This window comes from Arthrobacter sp. Bi26 (assembly GCF_918697925.1).
Lineage (GTDB): Bacteria > Actinomycetota > Actinomycetes > Actinomycetales > Micrococcaceae > Arthrobacter.
Genome location: NZ_CAKKMF010000102.1, coordinates 1 through 15,929, shown reverse-complemented (window position 1 = coordinate 15,929; position 15,929 = coordinate 1). Strand labels below are relative to the sequence as shown.

12 protein-coding genes are annotated in these 15,929 nt (G+C 66.9%); 1 reads left to right on the top strand and 11 read right to left on the bottom strand.

Annotation, left to right across the window (positions count from 1 at the left end; translation table 11 throughout):
- The 10 genes from LQV16_RS20195 to LQV16_RS20150 form a co-directional block, all read right to left on the bottom strand.
- Positions 1-2,087: ABC transporter ATP-binding protein (locus LQV16_RS20195; protein WP_229995653.1), on the bottom strand; the 2,087-nt coding region annotated here is incomplete at its 3' end.
- The gene (locus tag LQV16_RS20190) at positions 2,084-3,817 is read right to left on the bottom strand and encodes an ABC transporter ATP-binding protein (protein WP_229995652.1); all 1,734 of its coding nucleotides are present in this window, start codon (positions 3,815-3,817) and stop codon (positions 2,084-2,086) included. The genes LQV16_RS20190 and LQV16_RS20195, both read right to left, overlap by 4 nt.
- A 362-nt stretch (positions 3,818-4,179) precedes the next feature.
- Positions 4,180-6,306 (bottom strand): MDR family MFS transporter, encoded by a 2,127-nt coding sequence (locus LQV16_RS20185; protein WP_229995655.1) that lies wholly within the window; start codon positions 6,304-6,306, stop codon positions 4,180-4,182.
- Between the two features lie 103 nt (positions 6,307-6,409).
- Positions 6,410-6,895, bottom strand: a complete 486-nt coding sequence (locus LQV16_RS20180; RefSeq protein ID WP_229995651.1) for a MarR family winged helix-turn-helix transcriptional regulator — start codon at positions 6,893-6,895, stop codon at positions 6,410-6,412.
- Positions 6,896-7,114: 219 nt separating this feature from the next.
- Complete coding sequence (locus LQV16_RS20175) at positions 7,115-8,791, bottom strand: thiamine pyrophosphate-binding protein (RefSeq protein ID WP_229995650.1); 1,677 nt, start codon at positions 8,789-8,791, stop codon at positions 7,115-7,117.
- Entirely contained in the window at positions 8,788-9,867 is a 1,080-nt protein-coding gene (gene speB / locus LQV16_RS20170; protein WP_229995654.1) for an agmatinase, read from the bottom strand. The genes LQV16_RS20175 and speB overlap by 4 nt, the downstream gene beginning before the upstream one ends.
- A 124-nt stretch (positions 9,868-9,991) precedes the next feature.
- Positions 9,992-10,333: a P-II family nitrogen regulator gene (locus LQV16_RS20165; RefSeq protein ID WP_229995649.1), complete on the bottom strand. Its 342-nt coding sequence runs from the start codon at positions 10,331-10,333 to the stop codon at positions 9,992-9,994.
- Positions 10,330-11,763 (bottom strand): ammonium transporter, encoded by a 1,434-nt coding sequence (locus tag LQV16_RS20160; RefSeq protein WP_229995648.1) that lies wholly within the window; start codon positions 11,761-11,763, stop codon positions 10,330-10,332. Before LQV16_RS20160 ends, LQV16_RS20165 begins: the two co-directional genes overlap by 4 nt.
- Before the next feature lie 244 nt (positions 11,764-12,007).
- Complete coding sequence (locus LQV16_RS20155) at positions 12,008-12,772, bottom strand: hypothetical protein (protein WP_229995647.1); 765 nt, start codon at positions 12,770-12,772, stop codon at positions 12,008-12,010.
- 119 nt (positions 12,773-12,891) lie between these two features.
- Positions 12,892-13,467 carry a cupin domain-containing protein gene (locus LQV16_RS20150; RefSeq protein ID WP_018775913.1) on the bottom strand — a complete coding sequence of 192 codons (576 nt, stop codon included), beginning with the start codon at positions 13,465-13,467 and terminating at the stop codon, positions 12,892-12,894.
- 283 nt (positions 13,468-13,750) lie between these two features.
- Between LQV16_RS20150 and LQV16_RS20145 the strand changes: the two genes are divergently transcribed.
- Positions 13,751-15,274 (top strand): sodium:solute symporter, encoded by a 1,524-nt coding sequence (locus tag LQV16_RS20145; RefSeq protein WP_229995646.1) that lies wholly within the window; start codon positions 13,751-13,753, stop codon positions 15,272-15,274.
- A gap of 92 nt (positions 15,275-15,366) precedes the next feature.
- Here the strand turns inward: LQV16_RS20145 and LQV16_RS20140 are convergent, their stop codons facing one another.
- On the bottom strand, positions 15,367-15,603 hold the full coding sequence (locus tag LQV16_RS20140; RefSeq protein WP_229995645.1) for a hypothetical protein: 237 nt from the start codon (positions 15,601-15,603) through the stop codon (positions 15,367-15,369).
- Between the last annotated feature and the right edge of the window lie 326 nt (positions 15,604-15,929).

The following is a 15,929-nucleotide window of genomic DNA, read 5'->3' as shown; positions in this document are numbered from 1 at the left end:
CAGCTGTGCACCGCCGTCGCGTCCTCCGCGGAATCCAACAAGGCGTCGTCCGCGTCCTCGCCGGCGAACTGGGACATGTACAGCCGGTAGTACGCGCCCTGCATGGCCAGCAGCTGGGCGTGCCGGCCCTGTTCGACGATCTGCCCGTCCTCCATGACCAGGATGGTGTCAGCGTCCCGGATGGTGGAGAGCCGGTGGGCGATGATGAAGCTGGTGCGCTCGGTGCGCAACGCGGCCATGGCCTTCTGGACCAGGGCCTCGGTGCGGGTGTCCACGGAACTCGTGGCCTCGTCCAGGATTAGCAGCGACGGGTTCGCCACGAAGGCCCGGGCAATGGTGATCAGCTGCTTTTCGCCGGCACTGACGTTGTTGCCTTCTTCGTCAATGATTGTGTTGTAGCCGTCCGGCAGCGCGCGGACGAAGCGGTCCACGAACGTGGCCTTGGCCGCCGCCATGATCTGGTCCTCGGTGGCGTCCAGCTTGCCGTAGCGGATGTTCTCGTAGATGGTTCCGCCGAACAGCCAGGCGTCCTGCAGCACCATGCCCACCTTGGCGCGCAGCTCCGAACGGCTCAGCCGGGTGATGTCCACGCCGTCCAGGGTGATGCTGCCGGCGTTCAGTTCGTAGAAGCGCATCACGAGGTTGACCAGGGTGGTCTTGCCCGCCCCGGTCGGTCCCACGATCGCCACTGTGTGCCCGGGCTCGGCCGTGAAGGACAGGTCCTCGATCAGCGGCCTGTCCGGCGTGTAGCTGAAGGTGACGTGCTGGAACTCGACGTGTCCATCGGTCTTGGCCGGGAGGTGCTCGGTGGCGGTCTCGGCGTCCTGTTCGTCGGCGTCGAGGAATTCGAAGACCCGCTCGGCGGAGGCGACGCCGGACTGCAGCATGTTGGCCATGCCAGCCATCTGGCCCAGCGGCTGGGTGAACTCGCGCGAGTACTGGATGAACGCCGTGGCGTCGCCCAGGCTCATGGCGCCCGAGGCCACGCGCAGCCCGCCGACGACGGCGATCCCGACGTAGCTGAGGTAGGAGACAAACTGCATGACCGGCATGATCATGCCGGAGACGAACTGGGCACCGAAGCTGGCCTTGTAGAGTTCCTCGTTGCGCTCGTCGAAGCGGGCCAGCATGTCGGCGTCGCGGCCGAACACGCGGACGAGGTCGTGGCCGGAGAAGGATTCCTCGATCTGGCCGTTGAGCTCGCCGGTGTTCTTCCACTGGGCGGCGAAGAGCTTCTGGCTGCGGGCGCCGATGATGCCGGCGGCCACGCCGGAGAGCGGCAGGGCGACGAGTGCGATCAGGGCCAGCTGCCAGGACACGATGAACATCATGATCACGATCCCGATGACGGTGAGGGCCGAGTTCACGAGCTGCGCGAAGGCCTGCTGGAGCGCCTGCTGGATGTTGTCGACGTCGTTGGTCACGCGGGAGAGGATGTCGCCGCGCTGGCGGGTGTCGAAGTAGTTCAGCGGGAGCTTGTTCAGTTTCTTCTCGGTGTCATCGCGCAGGGTGCGGACCACGCGCATGACAAGCACGTTGAGGACATACCCCTGGAGCCACAGGAAGATGTTGGCGACGAAGTACATCACCAGCACCACGCTGATGAGGAACGCGAGCTTCTGGAAATCGATGCCCGCGCCCGGCACTACGTCCATCTTGGCCAGCATGTCGGCGAAGTTGTCCTGGCCCTGGGCGCGCAGTCCTTCGATGAACTGCTCCTTGGTGGCACCGGCCGGGAGCTGCTTGCCTACTACTCCGGCGAAGATCACGTCCATCGCCTGGCCCAGGATCCTCGGGGCAATGACGTTGAGGACGACGGCGACCGTCACCATGGCGAGCACAGCGATGATGCCGGCGCGCTCGGGCTTCAGCAGCCCCATGAGCCGCTTAGCCGAGGGCCAGAAGTGCTGGGCTTTCTTGGCCGGCACGGCACCGAACATGCCGCCGTCGGCTTCGCCGGGCGTGTACTCCTCCTCGATGAAGTCGTCGTCCGTCACATCAAGGGCGGCTGTTGTGGCCGCGGTGGTGTCGGTTGCGGTCGTGTCGGCTGCGGCCGAAGTGGTGGAGACTTTCTCGTTGGTGCTCATGCCACTGCCTCCGCGCTCAGCTGGGATTCGACGATTTCCTGGTAGGTGCTGGAGCTTTCCAACAGTTCCTCATGTGTTCCGCGGTCCACGATCCTGCCGTTGTCCAGCACGAGGATCTGGTCCGCATCGGCGATGGTGGACACGCGCTGGCCGACGATGATCACCGTGGCATCGGCCGTCTTGGCCTTGAGCGCCCGGCGGAGCCTGGCGTCGGTGGCGACGTCAAGGGCCGAGAACGAGTCGTCGAAGAGGAAGACCTTGGGCTCGGTGACGAGGGCGCGGGCGATGCACAGCCGCTGCCGCTGGCCGCCGGAGACGTTAGTGCCGCCCTGGGCGATCCGTGAAGCGAGGCCGCCCTTCTTTTCGCGCACGAAGTCCGCGGCCTGGGCGACGGCCAGGGCCTCCCACAGGTCCGTGTCCGTGGCCTCGGGCTTGCCGAAGCGCAGGTTATGCTCAATGGTTCCGGAGAACAGGTACGGCCGTTGCGGCACCATGGCCACGCGCTGCGTGATCTCGGCCCGGTCCAACTGGGTGACGGGGACGCCGTCGAGCAGGACCTCGCCCGATTCGGCGTCGTAGAGCCGCGGCAGCAGGGCCAGCAGGCTCGACTTGCCGGCCCCGGTGGAGCCGATGATCGCCACCGTCTGTCCGGGCTCTGCCGTGAAGCTGATGTTGCTCAGCACGGGCGCCTCGGCACCCGGGTAGGCGAAGGTCACGTTGCGGAATTCAACGCGACCGGCCCTCGCGGCCGGCGCCACCGGGGTGAGCGCTTCGTGGATGGTCGGTTCGACGTCGAGCACTTCACCGATCCGGTCGGCGCAGACCGAGGCGCGGGGAATCATCATGGCCATGAAGGTGCCCATCATGACGGCCATGAGGATCTGCAAGAGGTACTGGAGGAAGGCCGTCAGCGAGCCGACCTGCATTTCGCCGGCATCGACGCGCTGGCCACCGAACCACAGCACGGCGGCGGTGGAGATGTGCAGGATCATGCCGATGGCGGGGAACATCAGCACGAACAGCGAACCGATCTTCAGTGAGACGTCGGTGAGGTCCTTGTTGGCCGCGCCGAAGCGCTCGGCCTCGTGGGGTTCGCGCACGAAGGCCCGGACCACGCGGATGCCGATGATCTGCTCACGGAGGACACCGTTGAGCCGGTCGATCTTCTCCTGCATGGAACGGAAGAGCGGCATGAGCCGGACCACAAGGTAGCCCACCACAACTACGAGCAGGGGCACAGAAACCCAGACGAGCCAGGACAGGTTGAGGTCCTCGCGCAGGGCCATGAAGATTCCGCCGATGCACATGATGGGCGTGGCCACCATGAAGTTCAGCGCCATGAGCATGAGCATCTGGACCTGCTGCACATCGTTGGTGCCACGCGTGATCAGGGTGGGCGCGCCGAAGACGTTGACGTCCCGGGCCGAGAAGCTGCTGACCTTGCGGAAGACGCCGCGGCGCAGGTCACGGCCGAACGCCATCGCGGCCTTCGAACCGAAGTAGACGCCGGCGATCGCGGTGGCCACCTGGATCAGGGAGACGCCAAGCATGACGCCGCCGGTGCGCCAGATGTAGTCCGTGTCGCCGCGGGAAACGCCCTCGTCGATGATCTGGGCATTGAGGCTGGGGAGGTACAGCGCCGCGATGGTCGAAGCCAGTTGAAAGATGACCACAGCCGCGATGTATGGCAGATACGGCTTGGAATAGCGCCGCATGAGGGTGACGAGCATGCCCACGAGTCCTTTGGGAAGGCCGGACGATACGAAGACCGGATAATGAAGTGAGTTGAAAAGCTGATTGAAGACTATCCGTTGGGGCCGACAGCCTTAGCCACCCAACCCAACGAAATCCCCCGCCCGCGTGGAACACGGAACGCTGAATATCATCCAAACGGAGTACTTTCACGCCTGCCTGCAGCCGGCCGCGGCCTTGCCGCGCTAACGGAGGCCGCGCAGAGACCCCGCAGCCGCCGTTGGGGCGGCCGCGGGGCCTCTGGGATCCGATCCGGCAGACGGACCTTGGGAGACGGGCCCCTGGGATCCGGCACCGGCGGTGCGCAGTCCGGCGGTGCCGGCGCGGGCACAGTCGGACCCTACTCGGTGCGGTGCCGGCCGTGGGTGGCGATGTAGTCGGCAGCCGCGCGCTGCATCTTGCGCTGTTTGGCAAGCTGCCGGCGCAGGACCGTGAGCTCTTCGGCAACCCGGGCCTGTTCCGCGGCGACCGCTCGCTGCTCTGCGGCCTGCTCGTGCACGGCGCGCAGCGCGTCCGCCAGCTGCAGCTGCTGCTCCGCCAGCAGCTGCTGGGTCCGAAGCATCACCGGTACGACGTCGGCGGCCTCGGGCCGGTCGTCGGCCACCAAGGTACGGGCCCGCTGGCGGACACCCTCCCTCTCGGCTGCCCGCTCCGCACCGAAGTCCGCCGCTCCGGACCCCGCCGGCCCGAATTCCGCCGGACCGGAATCGCGGCCGGAGCCACCGCCGGTCCTGAAGCCAAGGTCGGCTTCCCGGCGGGCGGCATCAGGGAAGCGGGATTCGGCGCGCTCCCGGCTGAGCACCTCGATGAATTCCCGGTCCAGGTCCACGATGCCGGTGCCGTTGGCGGAGGAGACTGTCTTGACGGCGTCGTTCGGGTTGTTCCCCCAAGCAGTTGCGGCGGTGGCGCCACCGGCGACGGCCGCAGCAGCGCCGGTGGCGGCGTCCCCTGCCTGCTCTGCGGACTCCGGACGGATATCGACGGTGCGCCGCAGCGGGCGTTCCTTGATGAACAAGATGGCGACCAGCGCCACGAGGCCGATGATTGCAGAGATCAGGAAGACCTCGGCGATCGCGTCACCGTAGGCGGCCCGCATGATGTCGCGGATCGGTGCCGGCATGTCCTTGAGGTCCATGCTTGCACCCGTCGATCCGGCCGGAACCTGGATTCCGGCGGAGGCCAGTCCCTCCACGGCCAGCTCCTTGACCCGGTTGCCCAGCACGGCGCCGAGGACCGAGACGCCGATTGCTCCGCCGACGGACCGGAAGAAGGCGACCGAGGCGCTGGCCGTGCCGATGTCCTTGGCCTGGACCGTGTTCTGGACGGCGAGGACGAGGTTCTGCATCAGCAGGCCCAGACCCACGCCGAGGATGGCCGTATAGATTCCGGTCAGAAACAGGTCAGTGGTGTGATCCATGCTCCCGGCCAGGCCGAGGCCGCCGATCAGCAGGATGGCGCCGGCCACCAGGTAGCGCTTCCACTTGCCGGTGCGGCTGATGAGCATGCCCGAGGCGACCGAACCGATCAGGTTGCCCGCGATCATGGGCAATGTGAGCAGGCCGGCTTCGGTGGGGGTGGCACCGCGTGCCACCTGGAAGTACTGGCCAAGGAACGTCGAGGAACCGAACATGCCCACGCCGACGGCCACCGAGGCGAGGATCGCGAGGGCGGTGGTCCGCTCCGAGATGATCTTGAGGGGGATGATGGGCTGGGCCACCCGGGATTCCACCAGCACCAGCAGGCCCAGGAGCAGGACGCCGCCGCCCACCATGGCCACGGACTGCCACGACCACCAGTCGTAGTAGTCAGGGTTGCCTGCGAAGGAGACCCAGATCAGCAGCAGGCTGACGCCGGAGGTCAACAGGATGGAGCCGAGCCAGTCGATCTTGGCGGGGCGCTTGACGTGCTGGATCTTCAGGGTGACCTGCAGCAGGATCAGCGCAACCACCGCGAGCGGGACGCAGACGAAGAACGTCCAGCGCCAGCCCAGCGGGCTGTCGACGATGAAGCCGCCGAGCAGCGGGCCGCCGGCCGTGCCCACGGCCATGACGCCGCCCATGTAGCCGGAGTACTTTCCGCGGTCGCGCGGCGGGATCATGGAGCCGATGATGGCCTGGGCCAGGGCGGTGAGGCCGCCCATGGCGATGCCCTGGATGACACGGGCGGTCAGCAGCAGCGGGATGGTCTCGGACAGGCCGGCCATGACGGAGCCGGCCACGAAGATCACGATGCTCAGCTGGACGAGGACCTTCTTGTTGAAGAGGTCCGCCAGCTTGCCCCAGATCGGGGTGGTGGCCGCGTTGGCCAGGAGCGCGGCCGTGATCACCCAGGCGAAGTCCGTCTGGGTGCCCTTGAGCTCGGACATGATGGTGGGCAGCGCGTTGGCAACGATCGTGCTGCTCAGGATGGCGGTGAAGAACGCCGCCAGCAGTCCGGTGAGCGCCTCCATGATCTGGCGGTGGGTCATCGCGGCAGGTTCTGCGGCGGGCTGGGATGCACGGGGCGCCCTCGGGTGAAGGTCCGACGGGGCCGGGGACGGTCCCGTGGCGGCGGCGTGGCTAGCCATATATCTACTCCTCAACAATTTCGGTCGTATTCGTGGGTCCGGCCGTCGTTGCCCGGGCTGAGGTCCTCAGGGACTCAGCAAGTTTTTCGAGGGTGCGCGCCGTCAGTTCGACGTCGTCCTGGCTCCAGTCCTGCAGCAAGCCCTGGAGGGTGGCCGTCCGCTGGTCCTCGATGATGCGCAGTTTCTCAGCGCCGGTGGCGGAGAGGGCGATCAGTTGCGCGCGGCCGTCTTCGGGGTCCGGGCGGCGGACCACGTAACCGTGCTCTTCGAGATCGGCGATGTGCCGGCTGAGGACAGGTGCGCTGACGCCGAGCCGCTCCGCAAGATGCGTGGCCCGGGATTCGCCCTCCCCCACAAAGCGAAGAACGCCCTGAAGCGCCACTCCGGTGTCCTGGCCGCGCAGGCTGGCGGCGGCAACGCAGCGGACCGCGCGCTGGAGGTCGAAGATCTGGTAGACGAGTTTGGCTGCAGCGTTGGATTCGACTGACATGTTGGACACCCCTCTTTTGTTTGCCCCAGGCAACTATATACGAAATTGGTTACTTCGGGAAACTAACTCTCTCGTGGGAGGTGCCGCGCGGCCGCCGAAAGGGCACTTAAAGTCAAAAACGGACCGGCCGGGTCTGCCCCTCAAGGTGAGGGGCAGACCCGGCCGGTCCGCTGTTGCAGTGCTGTGCTGTGTTGTTTAGGGCGGTGTCGCCCGGGCCGACTACGTGGCCAGGTGGGTGGGGCCGAACATCTTGAGCAGGGTTTCGACGACGACGACGTTGGGGCCGTCCGCGGCGAAGCCGGCCTTCAGGGCGTCCCCGACATCCTCGGGGGCCACCCGCACGGCCGGCACACCGAAGGCTTCGGCCAGCTTGACGAAGTCGGGCCGGGCGAGCTCGGTGGCCGTGGCCTTGCCGAACGCGCCCACCATGTATTCGCGCAGGATGCCGTAGCCGCCGTCGTCCACGATCAGCCAGGTGACCGGGACGTTGTGCTGCTTGGCAGTGGCGAGTTCGGAGATGGAGTACATGGCCGAGCCGTCGCCGGAGACGGCCAGCACTCTGGCGTGTCCGGCAGATGCGCCGCCGGGCGTGCCGGTGGTTTCGAGCCCGACGGCGCCGCCGATCGCCGCGGGGAAGCCGAAGCCCAGCCCGCCGGCGCCCTGCGCGGAGTGGAACTGGCCCTCACGGGCATCCCAGCAGCTCCAGCCCCAGTAGGCGGAGATGGTCATGTCCCAGAACGTCTGCATGCCCGCGGGAACGGCCTCGCGGATATCGGCCATGAACTTCAGTTCCTTGCCGAGGTCCTGGGACTCGAGCCGGGCCGTGACCTTCGCCAGGGTGTCCTTGACGAGCGTCTCGGGAGCTGTGCCGTGCCAGTCGGCGCGTTCGCCGTGCGGTTCGGTCAGGGCGGCGTCGAGGGCGGCGAGGGCCTGGCCGGCGTCGGCACGGATACCCAGTCCGGGGCGGTTGGACTCCAGGACCCGGGGTTCGGCGTCGATCTGGATGATCCGGCCGCGCGGTTCAAAGGTGAAGTAGTTGGACGTGACCTCGCCCAGGGAGGAGCCGATGACGATCAGCACGTCGGCGTCCTCGAGCACCTCCGTCATGTACTGGTCCTCGATCCAGGACTGCAGCGAGAGCTCATGGTTCCAGGGGAACGCGCCGTTGCCGCCCGGAGTGCAGATCACCGGCGCGCGCAGCTTCTCAGCAATCGAAAGCAGCGACTGCTCGGCGCGGCCACGGCGGGTGCCGCCGCCGGCGATGATGGCGGGACGTTCCGCCGTCGAGAGCCATTTCACGGCTTCGCGGACCAGCTCCACCCGGGGCGGGTTGTCAGCCGCTTCGGCGAGGGCGTCCTCCACCGGAGGCACCATGATGGGGTCCAGCAGAACGTTCTGCGGGATTTCCAGCCAGACCGGGCCCTGCGGCGAGGAGATCGCCTCGGTCCAGGCATCCTGGATGGCGGAGGGAATGCCGGAGGCGTGCTGGATCAGGCGCTGGGACTTGGTGACGTTCGCGGCCGAGGCCTTCTGGTCATCGAGCTGGTGCAACATGCCTTTGCGGCGCGCGCCGAGGCCCTCGAGCGGGATCTGGCTCGCCACAACCACCATGGGCACGCCCGTGGCGTAGGCCTCCTGCAGCCCGGCCAGGGACGTCAGCGCGCCCGGGCCGGTGGACAGGAACAGCACGCCGACCTCGCCGGTGGCGCGGGAGTACCCGTCCGCGGCGAACGCCGAGTTGTTCTCGACCCGGGAGGAGACGAAGTGCAGGTTTCCGCGGCCCATCGCGTCGAACAGGCCCAGGGCGTGCTGGCCCGGGATACCGAAGACCGTCTTGGCGCCGAGCGCCTCAAGGGTCTCGACGACGAGGTCTCCGCCGTTGCGCACGCCGGTCATCGTGAAGCCACCGGCGAAGCCACAGGGGTGCCGAAGCCGGCGGGGCGGCGGGATTCCTGGCCGAGGGCCTGGGCCGCGTAGCCGTTCGGGGCGCCGAAGCGGTCCCCTTCGACGGCGCGGTCCGCCATCAGGGTCACGAGTTCGTAGGCGACATGGCTTGCCGCCACGCCGGTGATCTCGGCGTGGTCGTACGCCGGGGCAACCTCGACGACGTCGGCCCCGACGAGGTTCATGCCGCGGAAACCGCGGATGATTTCCAGCAGTTCGCGGCTGGTGATGCCGCCGGCTTCCGGCGTGCCGGTGCCCGGCGCGTGCGCGGGGTCAAGGACGTCGATGTCCACCGAAATGTAGAGAGGGCGGTTCCCGATCCGGTCCCGGACCTTGGCCACCGTCTCCAGGACACCCTGGTAGTAGACGTCGGCGGAGGTGACGATGCCGAAGCCGAAGCGGTGGTCGTCGTCGAGGTCCTTCTTGCCGTAGAGCGGACCGCGGGTGCCGATGTGGCTGATGGCCTCGGTGTCCAGGATGCCTTCCTCGACGGCGCGGCGGAAGGGTGTGCCGTGGGTGTACTCGGCGCCGAAGTAGGTGTCCCAGGTGTCCAGGTGCGCATCGAAGTGCAGCATGGCAATGGGCCCGCCGGCGCGCTCGGCGGCGGCGCGCAATAGCGGCAGGGCGATGGTGTGGTCGCCGCCGAGGGTCAGCAGCTTGCTGCCGGACGCCGTCAGGTCCAGGGCGTTCTGCTGGATGGTTTCGATGGCGTCGTTGATGTTGAACGGGTTGACGGCCATGTCGCCGGCGTCGGCCACCTGGATGTTCTCGAAGGGGCTGACGTCCCATGCCGGGTTGTACGGCCGCAGCAGGCGGCTGGCCTCACGGATGTGGTTGGCCCCGAAGCGGGCGCCGGGGCGGTAGGAGACGCCGGAGTCGAACGGCACGCCGACCACCGTGACATCTGCCTTGGCCACCTGGTCCAGGCGCGGCAGGCGGGCATATGTGGCAGCCCCGGCGTAGCGTGGGACGCGGGATGAATCGATGGGGCCAAGGTTGCCATTGGCCTCGATGCGCAGCTCTTCCAAAAGAAGCCTCTCCTTCGAGGATTGACCGACGGTTGTGACAACCATCATACACTCGAAGTTTCGCATTGCGCATCATTTGTTTACCAAAGGCTTCATAGTGGCAGGCCTCCCACGATGGCCAGCCTCACGCGATGGCCGAGGCGCCCCGCTCCCCCGTCCGGACGCGGACGGCGTCGCGTACATCCATAATCCAGATCTTGCCGTCGCCGAAACGGCCGGTGCGGCCGCCCTCTTCGATGGCGGCCATGACGGCGCCGAGGGCGTCCTCGTTGACCAGGACTTCCAGCCGCACTTTGGGCAGCAGGTCCGAGCTGTACTCGGCACCCCGGTACACCTCGGTGTGGCCCCGCTGCCGGCCATAACCGCTGGCCTGGCTCACGGTCAGGCCGTTGACTCCGGACCGTTCCAGGGCCGCGCTGACGGCGTCGACCCGCTCAGGCCGCACAATGGCCGTGACGAGCTTCATGACGACACCCTGCCGCGGGCGGCCTCACCTTCGGCGCGGGCGGCCCCACCCTCGGCCTCGGCGGCGTGGGCATCGGCCTGGGCGTGGGCAGCATCAGCCCTGGCATGGGGGTCACCGGGGTGGAAGCTGCCGCCAACCATGAGGAGTTCGTACGCCGTTTCGGCGTGCTCCGTCACGTCGATGCCGGAGAGCTCGTCGGCCTCGGAAACGCGCATGCCGATGCTCTTGTGGATCGCGAAGCCAATCAGCGTGGTCATGGCGGCGCTCCATGCCGTGACAATGAGCGCGGTGAGGATCTGAGGCCAGAACTGCGCCAGGCCGCCGCCGTAGAAGAGGCCGCCGCCGGTCTTGGCGGACGGAAGTGCGAAGAATCCGAGAGCCAGGGTCCCCCAGAGGCCGCCAACGAAGTGCACGGCCACGACGTCCAGGGAGTCGTCGAGCCCGATCTTGAACTTCAGCCCGACGGCGAGCGCGCAGACGGCTCCGGCGATCGCGCCGATCAGGATGGCCCCGACAGGGTCGATGAACCCACAGGCCGGGGTGACTGCCACGAGTCCCGCGACGGCACCCGAGGCGGCTCCGAGCGAGGTGGCGTGCCCGTCGCGCAGCCGCTCCACGAGCAGCCAGCCCAGCAGGGCGGCGCTGGTGGCAAGCAGGGTGTTGGTCCAGGCCAGGGCGGCCGTGGCGTCGGCGGCGAGTTCCGAGCCGGCGTTGAAGCCGAACCAGCCGAACCAGAGCAGCCCTGCGCCGAGCATGACGAACGGCAGGTTGTGCGGGCGGATGTTGGGGTCTTTCATGAAACCGAGCCGCTTGCCCAGAACCACTGCCAGCATGAGTCCGGCTATGCCGGCGTTCATGTGGACCACTGTGCCGCCGGCGAAGTCGAGGGCCGAGATCTTGCTGCCAATGAGGCCGGTGGGCCCAAACAGTCCGCCGCCCCAGACCCAGTGCGCGATCGGCGCGTAGACGAGTGTGACCCAGAGGGCGGCAAAGAGCAGCCAGGGTCCAAACCTGACGCGCTCGGCCACCGCCCCGCTGATCAGCGCAACGGTGATGATGGCGAACGTGGCCTGGAAGCCGACGAAGATCATGTCCGGCAGGCCCGCCGCCTTGGTGCCGATGCTGGTGGTCAGCCCGTTCAGGCCGAAATTAGTGAAGGGATCCCCGACGAATCCGCCCAACGCATCCGGGCCGAACGCCAGTCCGTAGCCCCACAGGGCCCAGACGACGCCCACCACGCCCATGGCGCCGAAGCTCATCATCATGATGTTGAGGACGGACTTCATCCTGACGAGCCCGCCGTAGAAGAACGCAAGCCCGGGGGTCATCAGGAGGACGAGGGCGGACGCCGTGAGCATCCACGCGGTCGATCCGGGGTCAAGGACCTGCGGATCTGCTGCCATTCCTACTGCAAGCACAGAGAACTTCATAGCGGGAGCCTTCCTCGAGTGCCGGCGCTCCGAGGGCGCCGATTCGGCGAGACCATGTGACGTTCGGGACGGTTGTACGTCCCCCCGCAGATGACGCTACCCACGGCGTGTTTCTGGAAGGCTTTCCGATTCTTGCTGGCACGTTACGCGACGGCCCCCGGGCATTAATTTGCCGTTTCCGGCAGATTGCCGGAATGTGACGCAAGTCTCACCCAGGCCAAGCTCGCCGCCCAGGAACGGGGGGTCAGCTGTACTTGAGGCTGAGCAGCAGGCGCTTGAGCTGGCTGTACTGCTCCGTGGTCATCCAGACTTTGGCGGCGTCGACGGAGGCGAACGCAGGGCTGCCGAAGAGCACTTTGGCCTCGGCCCCGCCGTTGGCAAAGCTGACGTAGGCGGAGCCAGAGTCAGAGACCGGCGGCGTAAAGTCGCGCTGCTTGCGCACGCTCATGTGGAAGTCGGACTGATCGGCGAAGGAATCAAACGCGAAGCCGAAGGCCAGCTGTTCACCGTCCATATCTTTCAGCCCCGGCACCGGAGCGGCGTCCAGCACGGTGCGGGCAACCGGGCCCGAAGCGTTGCTGGCGCTGGTGCTGCTGACGATGGAAGCCAGTTCGTTGCCCGTGGCGTCGGCGATGACCGCTTGCACGCCCTGCAACTTGCCGGCGTTCTTGGCTGAGCCCACTGTCCGGATGGACCAGTCACTCGGATACGAAAAGGACAGATGCCCGTCCGGGAAAGTAAAGGTTTTCCCGCCGGCCACCGCGCTGGCCGTCGGCGTGGCCGGGACGGGAGTGCCGGAGGTGGGTCCGGGCGTGGCTGCAGCGGTGGAGGACGCGGCTGATGCCGCCGGGCCGGATTCCTGTTGCGCCGGGGCGGTCGTTGCGGCGCTGGCAGGGCCGGTTCCGGTCTCGCCGGCACGCTGGCCGGCCGCGGCGCACGAGCTGAGGCCAAGGGCGGCCGCGAGCACGGCGGCCAGCGACAGGGACAGAAAGATGTTCTTGCGGTTCATGGAATCCCCCAGTTGAAACTGACGCGAGCGGCATCCGCTCGTTCTGTACATTTCCGGATTGCGCGGAGTGGATACATTGGCGTGGTTACGTTTGCGGTGGTTGCTTTGCGGTGCTGCCCTCAGCGGCTGGCGGCAGGCACCAGCACCCACAGCACCTCGACGGCGTCGTCCGTGGGATTGACCCAGGTGTGGGGTTCCCGGCCGGGGAACGTCACGGTGTCCCCGGTGCTGAGCTCGAATTCCTCGTTGGTCAGGATCAGCCGGATGCTGCCCTTGACCACATGCAGGACGTCGACATCGCAGTCCACGGCGTAGAGTTCGGACTCGCCGCGCCCGCGCGGCTCGATCACCGCCTGGATGATCTGGACGCGGCGCTCGGAGCGCGCGGTCAGCAGCCGCTCGACGATCCCCTCGCCGCCGAGGGAGATCCGGGGGCCTTCGTTCTGCTTCGTGAGGTGCGTTTCGGGGGCGGCAAAGAGGTCGCCGATCGAGATGGACAGGACCTGGCACAGCGTCACCAGGGAGGCTACCGAGGGCGAGGTGAGGTCCCGCTCGACCCGGCTGAGGAATCCCTTGGTGAGCCCGGTGGCATCGGCGACCTGTTCAATGGTGAGCCGCTGGGACTGCCTGGCGGCGCGGATCCGTGAACCGATGGCAACAGGAACATTGCTCGGTTCAACTGGTAGAGCCTTCATCTAGGAACCTTTCACGGCCGGCCGCTTGGCCCCATCATTGGAGCAATCCTAGCGGGAGCAGGCCTTCGTGACGCGGATGCGGCGGCGGCACGTACTGCGCCTTGACTGTTACCGGGGTCACAACATACTCTTTTGGGCAACATGTGTTGCCTATTAGGCAATACCGGAGGTTCCGACGGACATCCTCCTCCAACCACTTCACGCAGCAGCAGCCTTGCCGAACACACTGTTGAGGCCCGGCAATGCCCGCATCCCGCTGCCAACCAGCTCCAAGGAGCCCCTAATGGACGCAAGTTTCGTCAACATCGCAATCGTGGTGGTGTACCTGGCCGCCATGCTGGCGTTCGGATGGTGGGGCAAGTCCCGCACCAAGAACAATAGCGACTTCCTCGTCGCCGGCCGGCGCCTCGGCCCGTTCCTCTACACCGGCACCATGGCCGCCGTCGTCCTGGGCGGCGCCTCCACCGTCGGCGGTGTGGGCCTTGGCTACAAGTTCGGCATCTCCGGCATGTGGCTCGTGGTCGCAATCGGCGCCGGCGTGCTGCTGCTGAGCCTGCTCTTCGCCCCCACCATCCAGAAGCTCAAGATCTACACGGTTTCGCAGATGCTGACCCTGCGTTATGGCAGCAAGTCCACGCAGACTTCCGGCATCGTCATGCTCGCCTACACGCTGATGCTGTGCGCCACCTCCACCAGCGCGTACGCCACCATCTTCGTGGTGCTCTTCGGCTGGGACCGCGCCCTCGCCATCGCCGTCGGTGGCTCGATCGTGCTGATCTACTCGACCATCGGCGGCATGTGGTCCATCACCTTGGCGGACCAGGTCCAGTTCGTCATCAAGACGGTCGGTATCTTCGTCCTGATGCTGCCCTTCACGCTCAACGCCGCCGGCGGACTCGACGGCATCCGTGCCCGTGTCGACGCCAGTTTCTTCCAGATTGACGGCATCGGCGTCCAGACGATCATCACCTATTTCGTCGTCTACACTCTGGGCCTGCTGATCGGCCAGGACATCTGGCAGCGCGTCTTCACCGCCAAGACCCCGACAGTTGCCCGCTGGGGCGGCGCCACGGCCGGCGTCTACTGCATTCTCTACGGTGCGGCCGGCGCCCTGATCGGCCTCGGCGCCCGCGTCGCGCTGCCGGACATCGACGTCGCCAACCTCGGCAAGGACGTTGTCTACGCCGAGGTCGCCACGCAGATCCTGCCGATCGGCATCGGCGGCCTGGTGCTCGCCGCGGCCGTCGCCGCCATGATGTCCACTGCCTCCGGCGCACTGATCGCTGCCGCCACCGTGGCCCGCGCCGATGTGCTGCCGTTCGTCGCCAGCTGGTTCGGCAAGAACATCAACACCGACGACACGGACAACCCGGAGCACGACGTCAAAGCCAACCGCATGTGGGTCCTGGGGCTCGGCATCGTGGCGATCATCATCGCCGTAATCACCAAGGATGTAGTCGCGGCGCTTACCATCGCCTACGACATCTTGGTCGGCGGCCTCCTTGTGGCCATTCTCGGCGGCCTGGTCTGGAAGCGCGGCACCGGTCACGCAGCAGCGGCTTCCATGGCCGTGGGTTCAGTCATTACCCTCGGCACCATGATCGTCCTGGAGATCAACGCCGAGGTTCCGCTGGACGGCATCTACGCCAACGAGCCGATCTACTTCGGCCTGGCGGCCTCCGCGATCGTCTACATCGCCGTGTCGCTGCTGACCAAGCCGACAGATCCCGCGGTCATGAAGAACTGGAAGCGGCGGGTTGCCGGCGAGGCATCCGAGGACGAATCGATTACCGTTCCGGCGCACTAGGTTCCGCTGGTTTACTTTCCGCGGGTCAATGACGGCGGTGCCTCCCCTCGCAGGGGGAGGCACCGCTGTCGGACTTTAAAGCCTTTGGCGAATCATTCATTCTCCTCCGGCTCAAGGAATTCTTCCCCTTCCAGGGGCACCACCGGCTTCTCGTCGCCCAGGAAGTCCTCCGCGTCCAGGGGAACGAGCCGATCGGCCTCTTCGAGAAGCTCCTCGTCCTCGGTCTCCGCGGCATCGCTGACGGGCGCGTCCTCGGCGTAGTCGTAGGCGGGATCGGACTCGAGTGACTCCCGGGCCGGCTGGATGGGATGTGATGCGGTGCTATCCATGGTGCAACCTCCGTGCGGCTTCGGTGGCGGCAGAGGCCCGGGGACCCCGCCCTGGGTTTCATTCGAACACCGCGGACACGGACGGTCAAGGGCCCACAATTGCTGCCGGAAAGCAGCCGCGGACGGCTCCGCCGCGGCAGGGCAGTTACGGCCTCCCTAAACTTTCCGCTGAGGATGGCCAGCCGGAAAAGCGCGGAATTACGCGGTACTCTGGAGTCGCAATGGGGCCGGACCACGCCCGACCAAACCCAGGAGTTTTTCGTGTCTCAGCACACCGAATCGGACTGCAACGATTCCTCGCAGCAACACCCGACACCAGCCTCTTC

What these genes read in the sequence shown, in the direction of transcription:
- LQV16_RS20190 (WP_229995652.1), bottom strand. Translation starts at nt 3,817, where the DNA reads ATGCTCGTCACCCTCATGCGGCGCTATTCCAAGCCGTATCTGCCATAC.
- LQV16_RS20185 (WP_229995655.1), bottom strand. Translation starts at nt 6,306, where the DNA reads ATGACCCACCGCCAGATCATGGAGGCGCTCACCGGACTGCTGGCGGCG.
- LQV16_RS20180 (WP_229995651.1), bottom strand. Translation starts at nt 6,895, where the DNA reads ATGTCAGTCGAATCCAACGCTGCAGCCAAACTCGTCTACCAGATCTTC.
- LQV16_RS20175 (WP_229995650.1), bottom strand. Translation starts at nt 8,791, where the DNA reads ATGACCGGCGTGCGCAACGGCGGAGACCTCGTCGTCGAGACCCTTGAG.
- LQV16_RS20165 (WP_229995649.1), bottom strand. Translation starts at nt 10,333, where the DNA reads ATGAAGCTCGTCACGGCCATTGTGCGGCCTGAGCGGGTCGACGCCGTC.
- LQV16_RS20160 (WP_229995648.1), bottom strand. Translation starts at nt 11,763, where the DNA reads ATGAAGTTCTCTGTGCTTGCAGTAGGAATGGCAGCAGATCCGCAGGTC.
- LQV16_RS20155 (WP_229995647.1), bottom strand. Translation starts at nt 12,772, where the DNA reads ATGAACCGCAAGAACATCTTTCTGTCCCTGTCGCTGGCCGCCGTGCTC.
- LQV16_RS20150 (WP_018775913.1), bottom strand. Translation starts at nt 13,467, where the DNA reads ATGAAGGCTCTACCAGTTGAACCGAGCAATGTTCCTGTTGCCATCGGT.
- LQV16_RS20145 (WP_229995646.1), top strand. Translation starts at nt 13,751, where the DNA reads ATGGACGCAAGTTTCGTCAACATCGCAATCGTGGTGGTGTACCTGGCC.
- LQV16_RS20140 (WP_229995645.1), bottom strand. Translation starts at nt 15,603, where the DNA reads ATGGATAGCACCGCATCACATCCCATCCAGCCGGCCCGGGAGTCACTC.